Annotated in this window: 19 protein-coding genes; 15 read left to right on the top strand and 4 right to left on the bottom strand. The window is 71.8% G+C overall.

All coding sequences use genetic code 11. The annotated features are described in order from the left end of the window. The first annotated feature begins 36 nt into the window (after positions 1–36). The 7 genes from ACF1A5_RS20440 to ACF1A5_RS20410 all read left to right on the top strand — a co-directional run bounded on the left by ACF1A5_RS20440 (position 37) and on the right by ACF1A5_RS20410 (position 4,353). The gene (locus ACF1A5_RS20440; RefSeq protein ID WP_392194265.1) at positions 37–291 is read left to right on the top strand and encodes a MoaD/ThiS family protein; all 255 of its coding nucleotides are present in this window, start codon (positions 37–39) and stop codon (positions 289–291) included. A gap of 3 nt (positions 292–294) precedes the next feature. Then, positions 295–1,509 (top strand): hypothetical protein, encoded by a 1,215-nt coding sequence (locus tag ACF1A5_RS20435; protein ID WP_392194264.1) that lies wholly within the window; start codon positions 295–297, stop codon positions 1,507–1,509. A gap of 143 nt (positions 1,510–1,652) precedes the next feature. Beyond that, entirely contained in the window at positions 1,653–2,390 is a 738-nt protein-coding gene (locus ACF1A5_RS20430) for a DUF2993 domain-containing protein (RefSeq protein ID WP_392194263.1), read from the top strand. A 205-nt stretch (positions 2,391–2,595) separates the two neighbouring features. Further along, positions 2,596–2,676 (top strand): Ms5788A family Cys-rich leader peptide, encoded by an 81-nt coding sequence (locus ACF1A5_RS20425; protein ID WP_350751515.1) that lies wholly within the window; start codon positions 2,596–2,598, stop codon positions 2,674–2,676. A gap of 141 nt (positions 2,677–2,817) precedes the next feature. After that, positions 2,818–3,663, top strand: a complete 846-nt coding sequence (locus ACF1A5_RS20420) for a sulfurtransferase (protein ID WP_392194262.1) — start codon at positions 2,818–2,820, stop codon at positions 3,661–3,663. Between the two features lie 34 nt (positions 3,664–3,697). Further along, positions 3,698–3,985, top strand: a complete 288-nt coding sequence (locus ACF1A5_RS20415; RefSeq protein ID WP_356186429.1) for a DUF1416 domain-containing protein — start codon at positions 3,698–3,700, stop codon at positions 3,983–3,985. Positions 3,986–4,095: 110 nt separating this feature from the next. Then, entirely contained in the window at positions 4,096–4,353 is a 258-nt protein-coding gene (locus ACF1A5_RS20410; protein ID WP_356186425.1) for a DUF3099 domain-containing protein, read from the top strand. 258 nt (positions 4,354–4,611) lie between these two features. On the opposite strand, the gene ACF1A5_RS20405 is transcribed toward ACF1A5_RS20410, so the two are convergent. Further along, a complete protein-coding gene (locus ACF1A5_RS20405; protein ID WP_392194261.1) occupies positions 4,612–4,974 on the bottom strand; it encodes a DsrE family protein in 363 nt (120 codons plus the stop codon). 377 nt (positions 4,975–5,351) lie between these two features. Here ACF1A5_RS20405 and ACF1A5_RS20400 point away from each other — a divergent pair, with 377 nt between their 5' ends. From ACF1A5_RS20400 to ACF1A5_RS20390, 3 genes are read left to right on the top strand one after another with little or no spacing between them, the layout of a single operon-like run. Then, the gene (locus tag ACF1A5_RS20400; RefSeq protein ID WP_392194260.1) at positions 5,352–5,927 is read left to right on the top strand and encodes an FABP family protein; all 576 of its coding nucleotides are present in this window, start codon (positions 5,352–5,354) and stop codon (positions 5,925–5,927) included. Between the two features lie 32 nt (positions 5,928–5,959). Next, positions 5,960–6,397 (top strand): Fur family transcriptional regulator, encoded by a 438-nt coding sequence (locus tag ACF1A5_RS20395; protein WP_392194259.1) that lies wholly within the window; start codon positions 5,960–5,962, stop codon positions 6,395–6,397. A 10-nt stretch (positions 6,398–6,407) separates the two neighbouring features. After that, a complete protein-coding gene (locus tag ACF1A5_RS20390) occupies positions 6,408–7,373 on the top strand; it encodes a YgfZ/GcvT domain-containing protein (RefSeq protein ID WP_392194258.1) in 966 nt (321 codons plus the stop codon). 30 nt (positions 7,374–7,403) lie between these two features. Here the strand turns inward: ACF1A5_RS20390 and dtd are convergent, their stop codons facing one another. Continuing rightward, on the bottom strand, positions 7,404–7,829 hold the full coding sequence (dtd, locus tag ACF1A5_RS20385) for a D-aminoacyl-tRNA deacylase (RefSeq protein WP_392194257.1): 426 nt from the start codon (positions 7,827–7,829) through the stop codon (positions 7,404–7,406). Between the two features lie 180 nt (positions 7,830–8,009). Here dtd and ACF1A5_RS20380 point away from each other — a divergent pair, with 180 nt between their 5' ends. The 3 genes from ACF1A5_RS20380 to ACF1A5_RS20370 all read left to right on the top strand — a co-directional run bounded on the left by ACF1A5_RS20380 (position 8,010) and on the right by ACF1A5_RS20370 (position 11,415). Continuing rightward, positions 8,010–8,729 carry an aerial mycelium formation protein gene (locus ACF1A5_RS20380; protein WP_392194256.1) on the top strand — a complete coding sequence of 240 codons (720 nt, stop codon included), beginning with the start codon at positions 8,010–8,012 and terminating at the stop codon, positions 8,727–8,729. A 162-nt stretch (positions 8,730–8,891) separates the two neighbouring features. After that, complete coding sequence (locus ACF1A5_RS20375; RefSeq protein WP_392194255.1) at positions 8,892–10,148, top strand: GNAT family N-acetyltransferase; 1,257 nt, start codon at positions 8,892–8,894, stop codon at positions 10,146–10,148. Positions 10,149–10,503: 355 nt separating this feature from the next. Further along, entirely contained in the window at positions 10,504–11,415 is a 912-nt protein-coding gene (locus ACF1A5_RS20370) for a winged helix-turn-helix domain-containing protein (RefSeq protein WP_392194254.1), read from the top strand. 60 nt (positions 11,416–11,475) lie between these two features. Here the strand turns inward: ACF1A5_RS20370 and ACF1A5_RS20365 are convergent, their stop codons facing one another. Continuing rightward, entirely contained in the window at positions 11,476–11,664 is a 189-nt protein-coding gene (locus ACF1A5_RS20365; protein ID WP_392194253.1) for a hypothetical protein, read from the bottom strand. A 205-nt stretch (positions 11,665–11,869) separates the two neighbouring features. Here ACF1A5_RS20365 and ACF1A5_RS20360 point away from each other — a divergent pair, with 205 nt between their 5' ends. Beyond that, entirely contained in the window at positions 11,870–12,748 is an 879-nt protein-coding gene (locus ACF1A5_RS20360; RefSeq protein ID WP_392194252.1) for a FadR/GntR family transcriptional regulator, read from the top strand. Next, positions 12,697–13,503 carry an HAD family hydrolase gene (locus ACF1A5_RS20355; protein ID WP_392194251.1) on the top strand — a complete coding sequence of 269 codons (807 nt, stop codon included), beginning with the start codon at positions 12,697–12,699 and terminating at the stop codon, positions 13,501–13,503. The genes ACF1A5_RS20360 and ACF1A5_RS20355 overlap by 52 nt, the downstream gene beginning before the upstream one ends. On the opposite strand, the gene ACF1A5_RS20350 is transcribed toward ACF1A5_RS20355, so the two are convergent. Then, positions 13,494–13,685, bottom strand: coding sequence for a hypothetical protein (locus ACF1A5_RS20350; RefSeq protein ID WP_392194250.1), 192 nt, complete (start codon positions 13,683–13,685; stop codon positions 13,494–13,496). The two genes, ACF1A5_RS20355 and ACF1A5_RS20350, sit on opposite strands and share 10 nt — an antisense overlap. Between the last annotated feature and the right edge of the window lie 61 nt (positions 13,686–13,746).

The following is a 13,746-nucleotide window of genomic DNA, read 5'->3' as shown; positions in this document are numbered from 1 at the left end:
TGAGCCTGTTCATTGCCGAATGACACGAGGGACGGGATGGCCAAGGTCACGGTGCGCTACTGGGCGGCGGCGAAGGCTGCGGCCGGGGTCGCCGAGGAGCCGTACGAGGCGCAGACGCTCGCCGAGGCGCTCGACGCGGTGCGCGAACGCCACCCCGGCGAGCTCGACCGCGTCCTGCGGCGGTGCTCGTTCCTCGTCGACGGAGACCCGGTGGGGACGCGCGGGCATGAGACGGTTCGGCTGATCGAGGGCGGCACGGTCGAGGTGCTCCCCCCGTTCGCAGGAGGATGAGCGATGACCGATCGGCCGTATGAGGGGTCCCCCGGGGCTTCCCACGAGGGGTACGAGGGATACGACCCGTACGCCCAGCAGTACCAGCAGCCGTACGGCGGGGGGCAGCCGCAGCGGCAGTACCAGCAGCCGTACGGCGGGGCGCAGCCGCAGCAGGCGTGGCCCGGGCAGCAGCAGGGGTACGACGACCCCCGGGCCGCCCAGCAGTACACGCAGCAGTGGCAGGGGCAGACCTGGGACACCCAGACGCACCCCACCCAGCAGCCCGCCCAGCAGCCGGCCCCCGCGGCGGAGACGGCCCATCTGCCGCCGGTGCGCCATCAGGGGCCGACGGCGGCCCACGGCGTCCCGGCCCGGTCCGCCGCCCCGGCTCCGTCCGCCGCCGCGCGCGGCGCGGCGCCAGGGGAGTCCCCGGAGGCGGAGCCCACGTTCGGCCCCGCCACCCTCGCCGGCAACACCCGCGTCACGGACGCGCAGCGGGCCCGCGCCGAGGGCCGCTCGCCGATCATCGAACCCGGGATGCAGCCTGCCGCGCTCACCGCGCTGCTCGGCCTGCTGCTGGCCGGGGCGGCGGAGCTCGGCTCCTACGCCCTGCTCGTCCCGCTGGTCGTGCTCCAGGCCGTGACGGCGGCGGGCTGGTTCCGGCTGAACGGCATGTGGCCCGCGCGGCAGGGCATCGCCCTGGGCTTCGCGGGGGCGCTCGCCGCGGACGCGGCGCTGCTGGTCGCGGGCCGGGCGCACGCCCCCGCCGCGATCCTGGGCACGCTCGGGGTGTGGGTCCTGCTCGCCCTCGCCCTGCAACTGCGCTCCCACGCCGACCCGGACGAGCGGATGTACGGCCTGATGGCGACGGTCGCCGCGGCGGCGCTGGCGATCATCGCGACGGGGTACCTCGCCGCCGGGGCCGACGCGGTCGCGATCGGCGGGGCGGCGGTCGCCGTCGCCGTCCTGGCCCGCGCGCTGCCGCTGCGGACGCCGGTCTCCGTGGTCGTCTCGCTGCTGGCGGCGGCGGGCGCGGGCATCGCGGTCGGCGGGATGACCGGGCTGGGCGCCAAGGGCGCGCTGCTCGGCGCGGGCGCCGCGGTGTGCGCGCTGGCCGGCCACCGGGCCGCGAGCTACGACTACCCCTCGCGCTTCGTGCACTTCACGGCCGGCGTGGCGCTGCCCCTGGCAGCAGCGGCCCCGGCGGTGTGGGTGCTGGGGCGCGCGCTCGGGTAGCGGCCGGGGCGGCCGTCCCGGCCGGTGGTGCGGGCCGGCCGCCTGTCACAAGTGATCGACAGATCCCCGGCCGGTCCCGTCCCGGGTTTACGCTCGCGCATGACGGCCATCCGGTCGTCGAGGACCGTCCGGGTTGGGGGAACATGCGCGCGCTGCGAATACTTCTGGTCGTCGTCGTCATCCTGGGCGGACTGTTCGTGGCGGCCGACCGGCTCGCGGTGCACTTCGCCGAGGGGGAGGCGGCCGACAAGCTGAAGGCCGCGGAGCACCTGGACCGCACCCCGGACGTGTCCATCAAGGGCTTCCCCTTCCTCACCCAGGTGGCGGGCGGCGAGCTGGACGACGTCCGGGTCGGCATCAAGGACTACGAGGCCGCCACCGGCAAGGGTGAGCAGACGATCCGTATCGACGACCTCAAGGCCGACATGAGGGGCGTGACCTTCTCCGGCGACTACAGCTCCGCCACGGCCGCCACCGCCACCGGCACCGCGACCATCGGCTACGACGAGCTGCTGAGGACCGCCAAGTCCGAGCCCACCCGGGTCGCCCCCGGCATCACCGCCCGCGTGGTCGGCCTGTCCGACGGGGGAAACGGCAAGATCAAGGTCGCCGTGGAGGCCACCGTGCTCGGCACCCGGCTGCCCAAGCCGGTCTCCGTGCTCAGCTCCGTCACGGTCCACGGCAACGAGGTGGGTGTGAAGGCCGACGCCCTGCCTGCGTTCGGCGGCGTGCGGCTCGCCGAGGGCCGGATCCGTGCGATCACCGACTTCCAGCAGGCGATCGACCAGCTGCCCGGCGGCATCCGGCTGGACTCGGTGCAGGCCGCGCCGGACGGCGTGGAGATCACGGTGAAGGGTGCGCACGTCAGGCTCGCCGGGTAGGACCCGCGCGGTGGACGGTGCCGGGACGGGCGTCCGGCAGGTGAGACGGGCTCGTCCGCACCGTAGATGCGCGAACGGGCCCGGAGGTCCGGCGGCCGTGCGGTGACGGCTCGGGCGCCGCTCCCGTTTCACATCGCGGACGATCGCATCTCATCATGCGACACGCCGGTGACATGTCCGCCCGTACCTCCCTACGATCGAGCCTATGAAGCGACAGGCGGATCTCACGAAGCGGCGGGCAGTAGACCTGTGCCGCGTCGCCGCCATGCTCTGTCGCCCCTTCTGAGCGGGAGCTCCGCCTCCCGTATCCCCGGCCCCGCCGACCGTACCGGGGCCCTCCGCGCGCCGCGTACGCAGGCGCCCACCCGCGTACCCGCGCCCTTCGCACTCGCACGCCCCGCCGTAACTGCCCCGGAGGAGATTGAGCATGAGCCGCAGCGACGTCCTGGTCGACGCCGACTGGGTCCAGGACCACCTGGACGACCCGAGCATCGCCATCGTCGAGGTGGACGAGGACACGTCCGCGTACGACAAGAACCACATCAAGAACGCCATCCGGATCGACTGGACCGACGACCTCCAGGACCCGGTCCGCCGTGACTTCGTCGACCAGGAGGGCTTCGAGAAGCTCCTGTCGGAGAAGGGCATCGCCAACGACCACACGGTGATCCTCTACGGCGGCAACAACAACTGGTTCGCCTCGTACGCCTACTGGTACTTCAAGCTCTACGGCCACGAGAACGTCAAGCTCCTCGACGGCGGCCGCAAGAAGTGGGAGCTGGACGCCCGCGAGCTGGTCGACGGCACCGACGTGCCCGAGCGCGCCAAGACCTCGTACCAGGCCAAGCCGCAGGACGCGTCCATCCGCGCCTACCGCGACGACGTCGTGGCGGCCATCGGCAACCAGAACCTGGTCGACGTCCGCTCCCCCGACGAGTTCTCCGGCAAGCTGCTCGCCCCGGCGCACCTGCCGCAGGAGCAGTCGCAGCGCCCGGGCCACGTCCCGACCGCCCGGAACATCCCGTGGTCGAAGAACGCCAACGACGACGGCACCTTCAAGTCGGACGAGGAGCTCAAGGAGCTCTACGCCGGCGAGGACGTCGACCTGGCCAAGGACACCATCGCCTACTGCCGCATCGGTGAGCGCTCCGCGCTGACCTGGTTCGTGCTGCACGAGCTGCTCGAGGTCCCGAACGTCAAGAACTACGACGGATCCTGGACCGAGTACGGCTCCCTGGTGGGCGTGCCGATCGAGCTCGGCGCCGGCAAGTAAGCCCTCTCGACCTATCTGACCTCTGGAGAAACACATGTGTGGAGCGAAGGCCGGCGGCCCCGACGCCTCGACGATCAAGCCCGGTGAGACGACGATCCAGGGCCAGGTGACCCGCGACGGAGAGCCGGTGACGGGCTACGTGCGGCTGCTGGACTCGACCGGCGAGTTCACCGCGGAGGTGCCCACCTCCGCCACCGGCCAGTTCCGGTTCTACGCGGCCGAGGGCACCTGGACCCTGCGCGCCCTGGTCCCCGGCGGCAGCGCCGACCGCACGGTCGTCGCCCAGAAGGGCGGTCTCGCGGAGGTCGCGATCGCGGTCTGATCCGGACTCCGGACGACCGGTACGACGGAGGGCCGCACCCCCCGGGTTGGACGCCTGGGGTGCGGCCCTCCGGCGTGCCCCGGCCCGCCGGGGCGCCCTACGCTGGACCCATGTACGCACGACGGCGTCACGTGTACTTCGCCATGATGGGCATCTGCATCACGCTGTTCGTCCTGGCGTGGGGCGTGGTACGCCTGTGGTCGGTCCCCGCCGCGGTCGCCATGTGCGTGGTGGCCATGGTGATCCCGCCCGTGGCCGCGGTGATCGCCAACCGGCGCGGCCCCGAGGACCGCTGGTGGGACGACCCGTCGGGCGACCCGCAGTCGGACGAGTGGTGGGACGAGCTCGACGGCAAGAAACGCCACTAGGCCCTCTCTTCCGGATCTTGCCGGGGTCGAGGCGTCCGGCACGCACATCTGCCGCGTTGCCGTCACTCGCCGACTCCCCCGAGCTCTCGGCTGCCCTCGGGCAGGGGGACCCCCATCGCGTCGACTCCTTCCTCCGCCCTGCGTCTGCACGTACCGGACGCCGCTCGGGCACCTCGGAAGGCACCGTCGCCCGGAGCCGGCCCGATCCGAAAGAAAGGCCCCAGCCGCGTCGGCGCGCTCGGGTGCCCGCCGTCTCTCTCAGTAGACGAGCGCCTGCGTCCCGTCCCCCAGTGCCTCCTGCACGAAGACCTGCGCGCCCGCGATCCGCACGCCCTCCAGGACGTCCTTCTCCGTGATCTCGCGGCGGGCCGCGCACTGCGTGCACAGGGTGATGCGCCCGGCCGCCAGGATCGAGTCGATCAGGTCGGGCAGCGGGGCCGCGTGCGGCAGCTCGAACTCCGCGGCCCGGCCCGGCAGCGCGAACCACGACGATTCACCGGTCAGCCACAGCGAGACGTCGACCCCGCTGGCCGCCGCCACCGCCGCGACCGTGAACGCCTGCGAGCAGCGCTCGGGGGCGTCCGCCCCGGCCGTCACCTTGATCACGAGCTTCTTCGCCATGCCTGAATCGTAATCAACGCTTCCAGACCACGGACTTCGGCCACGGGTCTCCGTGGAGCGGGCACAGGGGAAGGGCGGCGCACCGGCCGTGCCGTTCCAGCAGACGGTGACCGTGCAGAGCGAGCTGCTCGGCTGAGCTCCCGCAGGCGCACCTCGCCGAGAGGCCCGGGCCCCAGCCGCGTAAGCTGGGGCCCGGCCCCCGTACGTACCGCACCACGCTCACCGCAAGGAGCACACCCCCGTGGAACTCTTCTACGAAATCCTGCTGGTCCTGGTCTGCGTCGGCGTCCTCGCCTTCGCCGGGCTGACCGTGAAGAAGCTGTACCAGGGCCAGCGCTGACCCCGACCTCCCAGACGGCCACGACGAAGAGCTGCTCATGATCGAGATCCCGTCCGACCTCCACAAGGACCTGGTCCCCCTCGCCTTCCTGCTCGGCAACTGGGCCGGCGCGGGCGTGCACGACTTCCCCGGCGCCGAGAAGTGCAACTTCGGCCAGGAGGTCACGTTCACCCACGACGGGCGGGACTTCCTCGAGTACCACTCGCACACCTGGGTGCTGGACAAGGACGGCAACAAGGTCCGTCCGTTGGAGTCCGAGTCCGGCTTCTGGCGGATCGACGGCGACCGCAGGGTCGAGGTCACGATGACCCGCGACAGCGGCGTGGTCGAGGTCTGGTACGGCGAGATGGCCGACAAGAAGCCGCAGATCGACCTCGCCACCGACACCGTGGCGCGCACTGCCGCCGCCGGCCCCTACAGCGGCGGCAAGCGGCTGTACGGCTACGTCAAGAGCGACCTGATGTGGGTCGGCGAGAAGCAGACCCCCGAGGTCGAGCTGCGCCCCTACATGTCCGCCCACCTGAAGAAGGTCGTCACCCCCGAGGAGGTCGAGCGCTGGGCCAAGGCCCTCCCGGACGACCTGCCGGACGACGGGATCGCCTTCTTCAAGTAAGCCCCCGGCCCGGGTCGTCCTAGACTTTCAGTGTGGTGAGCACCGACTGGAAGACGGACCTGCGGCAGCGCGGCTACCGGCTGACCCCGCAGCGGCAACTCGTGCTCGAAGCCGTGGACACCCTGGAGCACGCGACCCCCGACGACATCCTCGGCGAGGTGAGGAAGACGGCGTCGGGGGTCAACATCTCCACCGTGTACCGCACCCTGGAGCTCCTGGAGGAGCTCGGTCTGGTCAGCCACGCCCACCTCGGGCACGGCGCGCCGACCTACCACCTGGCGGACCGGCACCACCACCTCCACCTGGTCTGCCGCGACTGCACCAACGTCATCGAGGCCGACCTGGATGTGGCCGCCGAGTTCACCGCCAAGCTGCGCGGGGAGTTCGGCTTCGAGACCGACATGAAGCACTTCGCGATCTTCGGCCGCTGCCGGGACTGCTCGCTCAAGAGTTCAACTGCCAAGTCTTAGGCTTGTGTCCATGAAGAGCCCCCTGCTGTCCCTGCCCGGCGCCGTCGCCGCCGAGGGCGCCGACGAAGGGGTCGCCGCCCACTACGGCGACCTGTTCCGCGAACAGCGCGCCCTCGCCGACGGCACCGGATTCGTCGACCTCTCCCACCGCGGAGTCGTCACCGTCAGCGGCGCCGACCGGCTGAGCTGGCTGCACCTGCTGCTGACCCAGCACGTCAGCGAACTGCCCGTGGGTCAGGCCACCGAGGCGCTGATCCTCTCCGCGCACGGCCACATCGAGCACGCCCTGTACCTGGTGGACGACGGCGAGACGGTCTGGGCCCATGTGGAGCCCGGCACCCAGGAGGCGCTGCTCGCGTACCTGGAGTCGATGAAGTTCTTCTACCGGGTCGAGGTGGCCGACCGGACCGCCGACTTCGCGGTGGTGCACCTTCCCGCCGGCTCGATCGCCGAGGTCCCCGAGGGCGTCGTCGTCCGCGAGACGGCGTACGGGCGTGACCTCTTCCTGCCCCGCGCGGACCTGGAGTCGTACGCGGAGAAGGCCGGGCCGCCCGCCGGGCTGCTCGCCTTCGAGGCCCTGCGCGTGGAGCAGCACCGCCCGCGCCTCGGCTTCGAGACCGACCACCGCACCATCCCGCACGAGCTGGGCTGGATCGGCACGGCCGTGCACCTGCAGAAGGGCTGCTACCGCGGCCAGGAGACCGTGGCCCGGGTGCAGAACCTCGGCAAGCCGCCGCGCCGCCTGGTCTTCCTGCACCTCGACGGCAGCGAGGTGCACCTGCCGGCGCACGGCACCGACGTGCGCCTCGCCGCCGACGGCCCGGACGGCCGCAAGATCGGCTTCGTCACCACCTCCGTGCGCCACCACGAGCTCGGCCCGATCGCGCTCGCCCTGGTCAAGCGGAACGTCCCGGTGGACGCGCCGCTGCTGGCGGGGGACACCGCGGCGGCGCAGGAAGTCGTCGTGGAGCCGTAGCGGCCCGGGCCCCCAAAGCCCGGGGCCCGCTCACATCTCCAGCAGGACGGTGAACGGGCCGTCGTTCGTCAGCGCCACCCGCATCCGCGCGCCGAACCGGCCCGTCGCCACCGTCGCGCCCAGGGACCGCAGCTGGGCGACCACCTCGTCGACGAGCGGCTCGGCGACCTCGCCGGGGGCGGCCGCGTTCCAGGTGGGGCGGCGGCCCTTGCGGGCGTCGCCGTAGAGGGTGAACTGGCTGATCACCAGAAGCGGGGCGTTCGTGTCGCTGCACGACTTCTCGTCGCGCAGCATGCGGATCGACCAGAGCTTGCGGGCGAGCTGCGCCGCCTTCTCCTTCGTGTCCTCGTGGGTGACCCCGACGAGGACGCACAGCCCCTCGCCCTCGATGGCCCCCACCGTCTCGCCGTCCACGACGACGCTCGCGCCGTCCACCCTCTGCACCACTGCACGCATGGGGACCATCATGCCGGGCGGTCGGTCATGACCCGCGGCCGGACCGGTCCGGCCATATCGTGCTTCTTTCTGCTCCGTAACCCCCCATCTGGGGCCGATCGGGGGCACTCGGTCACATACTGGCCACTCGGGGTGGCACCATGCTCCCGTACGCGCCGGTCGAGGGGACGGTAGGGGCGCATGAGCACATCGAGTACAGGGCAGCCGCCCGTGGCAGTCTCGCTGGTCCGGGCGGCTGGTGCGGAGACCCGCCGGCCGCCCGTGCAGCGCACGGACAGCCCCTGGCTGCCGACGGACCTGCCGGAGCGTGACCTGACCGTGCCCAGCCTGCCGGAGTTGCGCACCCTGCGCCGACAGGCCCAGCGCGACGAGGCCGACCTGAGCTACGTACGGCGGCTGCTGCAGGGCCGCATCGACATCCTGCGCGCGGAACTGGCCCGGCGCGGACCCGCGCGGCCCGCGCCCGCCGGGACGGCCCGCGCGTGCGGGGCCGGGCAGGCCCCGGAGGCGGGCGGGAGGACCGGGGAGAGCGGGGCGCTCGGGCGGCGGTCCGGGACCGGGTCCGAGTCGGGGCCGGGGTCGGTCGTGGAGCGGCTCGCGGAGATCCTGCGGGACGCGCCCGCCCGGCAGCGTTCCTCCGCCCGGCATGTGACGCTCGGCCCTCCGCACAGCGAGGAGTACCGGCGGCTGGCCGCGGAGATGCTCGGCGAGGTCGAGCTGTCGGACCTCGGCGCCCGCACCGACCTGGAGCTGAACGCGGCGATGGGGCGGCTGGTGCGCTACGAGCAGCAGGTGTCCCGGCGCCGCCAGCGCCTCCAGCGCACGGCCGACGACTGCAGCGCCGAGATCGCCCGCCGGTACCGGGAGGGGGAGGCCCAGGTGGACGACCTGCTCGTGTGACGACCTGGTCGTGCGACTCGGGTGACGTGGCGGCCGTGGCGGTCCCGGGGCCGCCCGCCACCGGTCGGTGCGCGGTGTCTGGCGTGCGGTGCGCGGTGTCTGGCGTGCGGTGCGCCGGAAAATCCCGCGACACCTCCCCCCGCCGCCGCCTACCGTCGACCCATGACCGGCCGCCCCGACATCGACATCCGTCCGATCCGCGAGGATGAGACACCCGACTGGATCCGGGCAGTGCACACCGGCTTTCTGCGCGCCCCCGAGGTCTCCGACCGCGAGGTCGCCGAGCGCAGTACGTACATCGTTCCCTCCCGCACCCTCGGCGCCTTCGACGACCGGCGGTGCGTCGCCACGTTCCGCTCCTTCCCGCAGGAGCTCACGGCCGTCGGTGGCGCCCCGGTCCCCGCGGACGCCATCACCAACGTCACCGTCACCGCCACCCACCGCCGCCGCGGTCTGCTGACCCGCATGATGGCCCAGGACCTGGCGGCCGCGAAGGAGCGCGGTGACGTCGTCGCCACCCTGATCGCCGCCGAGTACCCGATCTACGGCCGCTACGGCTTCGGTCCCGCCACCTGGGCGACCGAGTGGACCGTCGACGTGCCCCGCACCGGTCTCGACCCCCGCCTGTCCGGCCCGCCGGACGGCGGCCGCATCGACCTCGTGACGGGCGAGGAGGTGCGCAAGCTGGGTCCCGAACTGCACGAGCGGCTGCGCGGCAGCCGGCCCGGCGTGATCGACCGCGACGAGCGCTGGTGGCAGCTCAGCACCGGCGCGCTGCGCCAGGACCACGTCCCGTGGACCGAGCCCTTCCACGCCGTGTACCGCTCCGCGGACGGCACGGTCGAGGGACTGGTCACCTACGTGTGCGACGACACCTGGGCGGACGCCAAGCAGCCCCTGAACACCGCCACGGTGAAGGGCCTGATCGCCGTGAGCCCGGCCGCGGAGCGCGCCCTGTGGCGCTATCTGTGCTCGATCGACTGGATCACCACGGTCAAGAGCGGCTGGCGGTCCCCCGACGACCTGCTCCCCCTCTTCCTGCCGGACCCGCGGGCGGCCAGGATCACCACGCAGGCGGACTGGCTGTGGGTGCGGATCCTGGACGTCGTACGGGCGCTGGAGGCGCGGACGTACGAGGGGGAGGGGACGCTGGTGCTCGAGGTGGTCGACCGGGACGGGCTGACCGGCGGGCGGCTGCGGCTGGAGGCGTCGGCCGCTGGGGCGTCCTGCACGCCGACGAGGCAGAACCCGGACCTGACGCTGGGCGTGGGGGAGCTGTCGGCGCTGTGGCTCGGCGACGAGTCGGCGGTGCGGCTGGCGGCGCTCGGCAGGGTCCGGGAAGACCGAGCGGGCGCCGGCCGAGTGGCCGACGCCCTGCTGCGTACGTCCAGGCGCCCCTGGTGCCCGGACGTCTTCTGAGCGCTCCTTCCCGTCGCCGACAGGGCTGAGGCATCCGTAGCCTGGCTGTTCAGTTGTGGCTGTGCCCGTATGCGGTTGTGGCTGTGCACGATGTTCTGTTGTGGCTGTGCCGGTGTGCGGTTGTGGCTGCGACGGCTGTTCATTTGTGGCGGTGCGCGTGGGCCGAGCTCCCGGCTCCCCTCCGGAAGGGAGCCCGAACCGACGTCCCCCGACTGTCACCCTGGTGGCCAACACTCGGGAAGTTTGACCATGTCGTAGAAGTTGGCTACCAACTTCACTCCTCTTATCTCCACTTGGAAGCGACTCATAACTACCTTTCCGCGAACTGCCTGAAGATGGCGGGAAGTTGTACCGTTTGGCCGTGGACCCGGAACACGCCTCCGCCAGTGGGCGGAAGAGGCCACAACGGCCACAACCGTCACACCGTGAGGTGGCCGACGAACTGCGGCACCGGATCAGGACCGGTGTGCTGCGGCCGGGGCAGCGCATGCCCACGCAGGCCGAGCTGTCCCACGAGTTCGGCGTGGAACGCGGGGCCGTACGGCAGGCCCTGCGCATCCTGCAGGCCGAGCACCTGCTGACGAACGTCTCCAAAGGAAGCCCGGCCACCGTCGTGCCCGACCCGGCCCTGGCCCTGACCGGCCCGGCCGGCCTGCCCCAGCCCACCTCGGCCGCTCTCGCGCGCCACATCGCCGCCGCCTTCGCGGCCCCGCACGTGGAGATAGACGCCCTGTGCCTGACCGCGATCTCGCTCACGCTCGCCATCGGCGAACCGTTGCGCCAGATCCACGCCGGGCGACTGAAACCGGCCAAGGTCGACGTCCGGGTCCTGCTGCCCAGCCGTGACATCGAGCTGGCCTTCCCGGCGCCGGTGGACGCCGCCTCGGCCGCCGGCCGGCTGCGCGGGCGCTGGCTGGCCCAGCGCAACGCGCAGGGACAGGTTCTCCGGCACAACCTGCTGGCCCTGCGCTCCACCCACGGCATCGACGTGCGGGTCACCTTCCGCGCCCTGCCCTTCACCCCGCCCGTCAAGCTGTACCTGCTCAACGGGACGGAGGCGCTCTTCGCGTACTACACCCTGCGGCGGCGCGCGGAGGAGATCGACCAGGAACACCTGGAGCTGTACGACGCCGAGGGCACGCAGTCGATGCTGTTCGCCTTCGAGCAGGGGGCCGGGTCGCGCGACACGACGTTCGTCGAGCAGTCGCACCTGTGGTTCAACGCATTGTGGGAGACGATCAGTTCGGAGCTGCTGCTCACGACCTGAGGTGGCGCGCCGCCCAGGAGGCGCACCTCGCAGAAGGGGCGCCTCGCGGGACGGCACGCCTCACAGCAGGGGGCCGGCGACCAGCATCGCCAGCACCACGGCCCCGATGGAGCCGATGGTCGGGTTCTTGGCCTTGACGCCGATGGTGAGCAGCAGCAGGCCGATGATGCCCATCGCCCCGAACTTCCACTGGACGAGCTGTTCGAAGCCGAGGACGAGGACGGCGGAGACAAGGGCGAGAGCAGGCACGGCGATTCCCCCTTCGGGCTGCCTGGGCGGTGCGGACGGGAGAGCGGAGAGCGCGGAGCCGGGTGCGGAGTGAGGAGATCGGGAGGCAAAACTTCCGCCAACTCAACCAAGTTGGCAACCAACTCTGCTTAAGTTGTGCCCACTTGGTACCTACTCATAAACAAGTTCCAAACAACTCCCCTTAGATGGATCAAAGTTGTAGCGTTTGGTCGTGACCCAGGAGAGCGTGGCCGTGAACGGAAGCAGAAGGAGTTCCCCCCAGGAGATCGCCGACAGCCTGCGGGAACGGATCCGCGCGGGCGAGCTCAAGCCGGGCGACCGGTTGCCCACCCAGGCCGAACTCGCCCAGGAGTTCGGCGTGGAGCGCGGCGCCGTCCGTCAGGCCCTGCGGTCGCTCCAGGAGGGCGGCCTGCTCAGCAACGTGAGCAAGGGCAGCCCACCGAGGGTCGCGGCCCCGACCCCGGCCCGCGCGGAGCCCCAGCCCACGATGGTGGGGCTCGCCCCCCGGCTCGCGGCGGCCTTCGCGGCCCGGCAGGTCCGCATCGACGCGGCATGCCTGACCGCCGAGACGCTGATGCTGGCGCTCGGCGAGCCGGTCCGGCTGATCCACGAGGGCCGCATACGGCCCGAGTCGATCGACGTCCGCATCCTGCTGCCGTCCCGGGACATCAACCTGGCCTTCCCGATCTCGGTGGACCGTGACAGCGACGACGACCCCGTCCACCAGCGCTGGCTGGCCCAGCGCAACGCCCAGGGGCACGTCCTGCGGCACAACCTCAACGCCCTGCGCGCCACCCACGGGGTCGACGTGCGCGTGAGGTTCCGCGCCCTGCCCTTCACGCCGCCGGTGAAGCTGTACCTGCTCAACGGCGAGGAGGCGCTCATCGCGTACTACATGATCACCCGCCGGGAGGAGCCGTCCGACGGGGGAACGCTGGACATGTACGACGTCATGGGCACGGAGTCCCTGCTGTTCTCCTTCGAGCGGGCGGCGGGCCGGCGGGACGCGGCGTTCGTGGAGGAATCCCAGAAGTGGTTCGACGCCCTCTGGGAAACCATCACCACGGACCTGACACTCTCCTAGTGACTTCTGATACGACACAGACCGAACCGGTGACAGCGGAGACCGAGAACCTGCGGGACCTGATCACGCGCGCACGTGTCGTGCTCTGGGACTTCGACGGCCCGATCTGCCGCCTCTTCGCCGGGCACTCGGCGGACCGGGTGGCGACCGACCTGGTCGACTGGCTGGAGGGGCGGGGACTGCGCGGGCTGCTGACCGGGACCGAACGGGAGTCGCTGGACCCGCACGTCGTCCTGCGCGCCGTCGACCGCCGGCACCCCGGCAGCGATCTCGTGGCCGAACTGGAGGAGCGCCTCACCCAGGAGGAGCTGCGGGCCGCCGCCTCCGCCTGGCCCACCCCGTACGCCGACCCGCTGATCCGCACCTGGACGGCGCTCGGCTCCCGACTGGCCATCGCCACGAACAACTCGCCGGTCGTGGTCCGCAGGTATCTGGACAGCCGTGGCGTGCTCTCCTGTTTCGCCCCCCACATCTACGGCCGCACCCAGGACCTGCACCACCTCAAGCCGGACCCGCACTGCCTGAACCGGGCCCTCACGGCGACCGGCGTGGCCCCGTGCGACGCCCTGATGATCGGTGACACCCCCTCGGACCACGAGGCCTCCCTCCGCGCCGGCGTCCCCTTCCTCGGCTTCGCCCGCAACCCCCGCAAGGCCAAACTCCTCCGCGAATCCGGCGCCGAGACCGTCGTGGACTCCCTGGAACCCCTCCTGCGCACCTTGCGGGAGCCACGGGGCCGGCGGGGTCAGGCCTGAGTCATCAGCAGCGTGAACACCACGGCGGCGCCGACGGCGAGGCCGGCCCGACGGGCCCGTATGCCGACGGTGACCACACTCAGCAGGGCGAGCCCCAGCAGGCCCAGTCTCGCCTGTGCCTGCCGTGTCAGAAGGAACTCCCCTAGGATCCGGAGAAGTTGCATCAGGACCACGTCCCCCACCCGTCCTTTCCGTTCCCGTGACACACCGCTGGGGCGACCGATGGGCAGTCCAACGTCCCGT

The organism is Streptomyces sp. NPDC014864 (assembly GCF_043081525.1).
Classification (GTDB): Bacteria; Actinomycetota; Actinomycetes; order Streptomycetales; family Streptomycetaceae; genus Streptomyces.
This window is presented reverse-complemented; position numbering and strand designations above follow the sequence as displayed.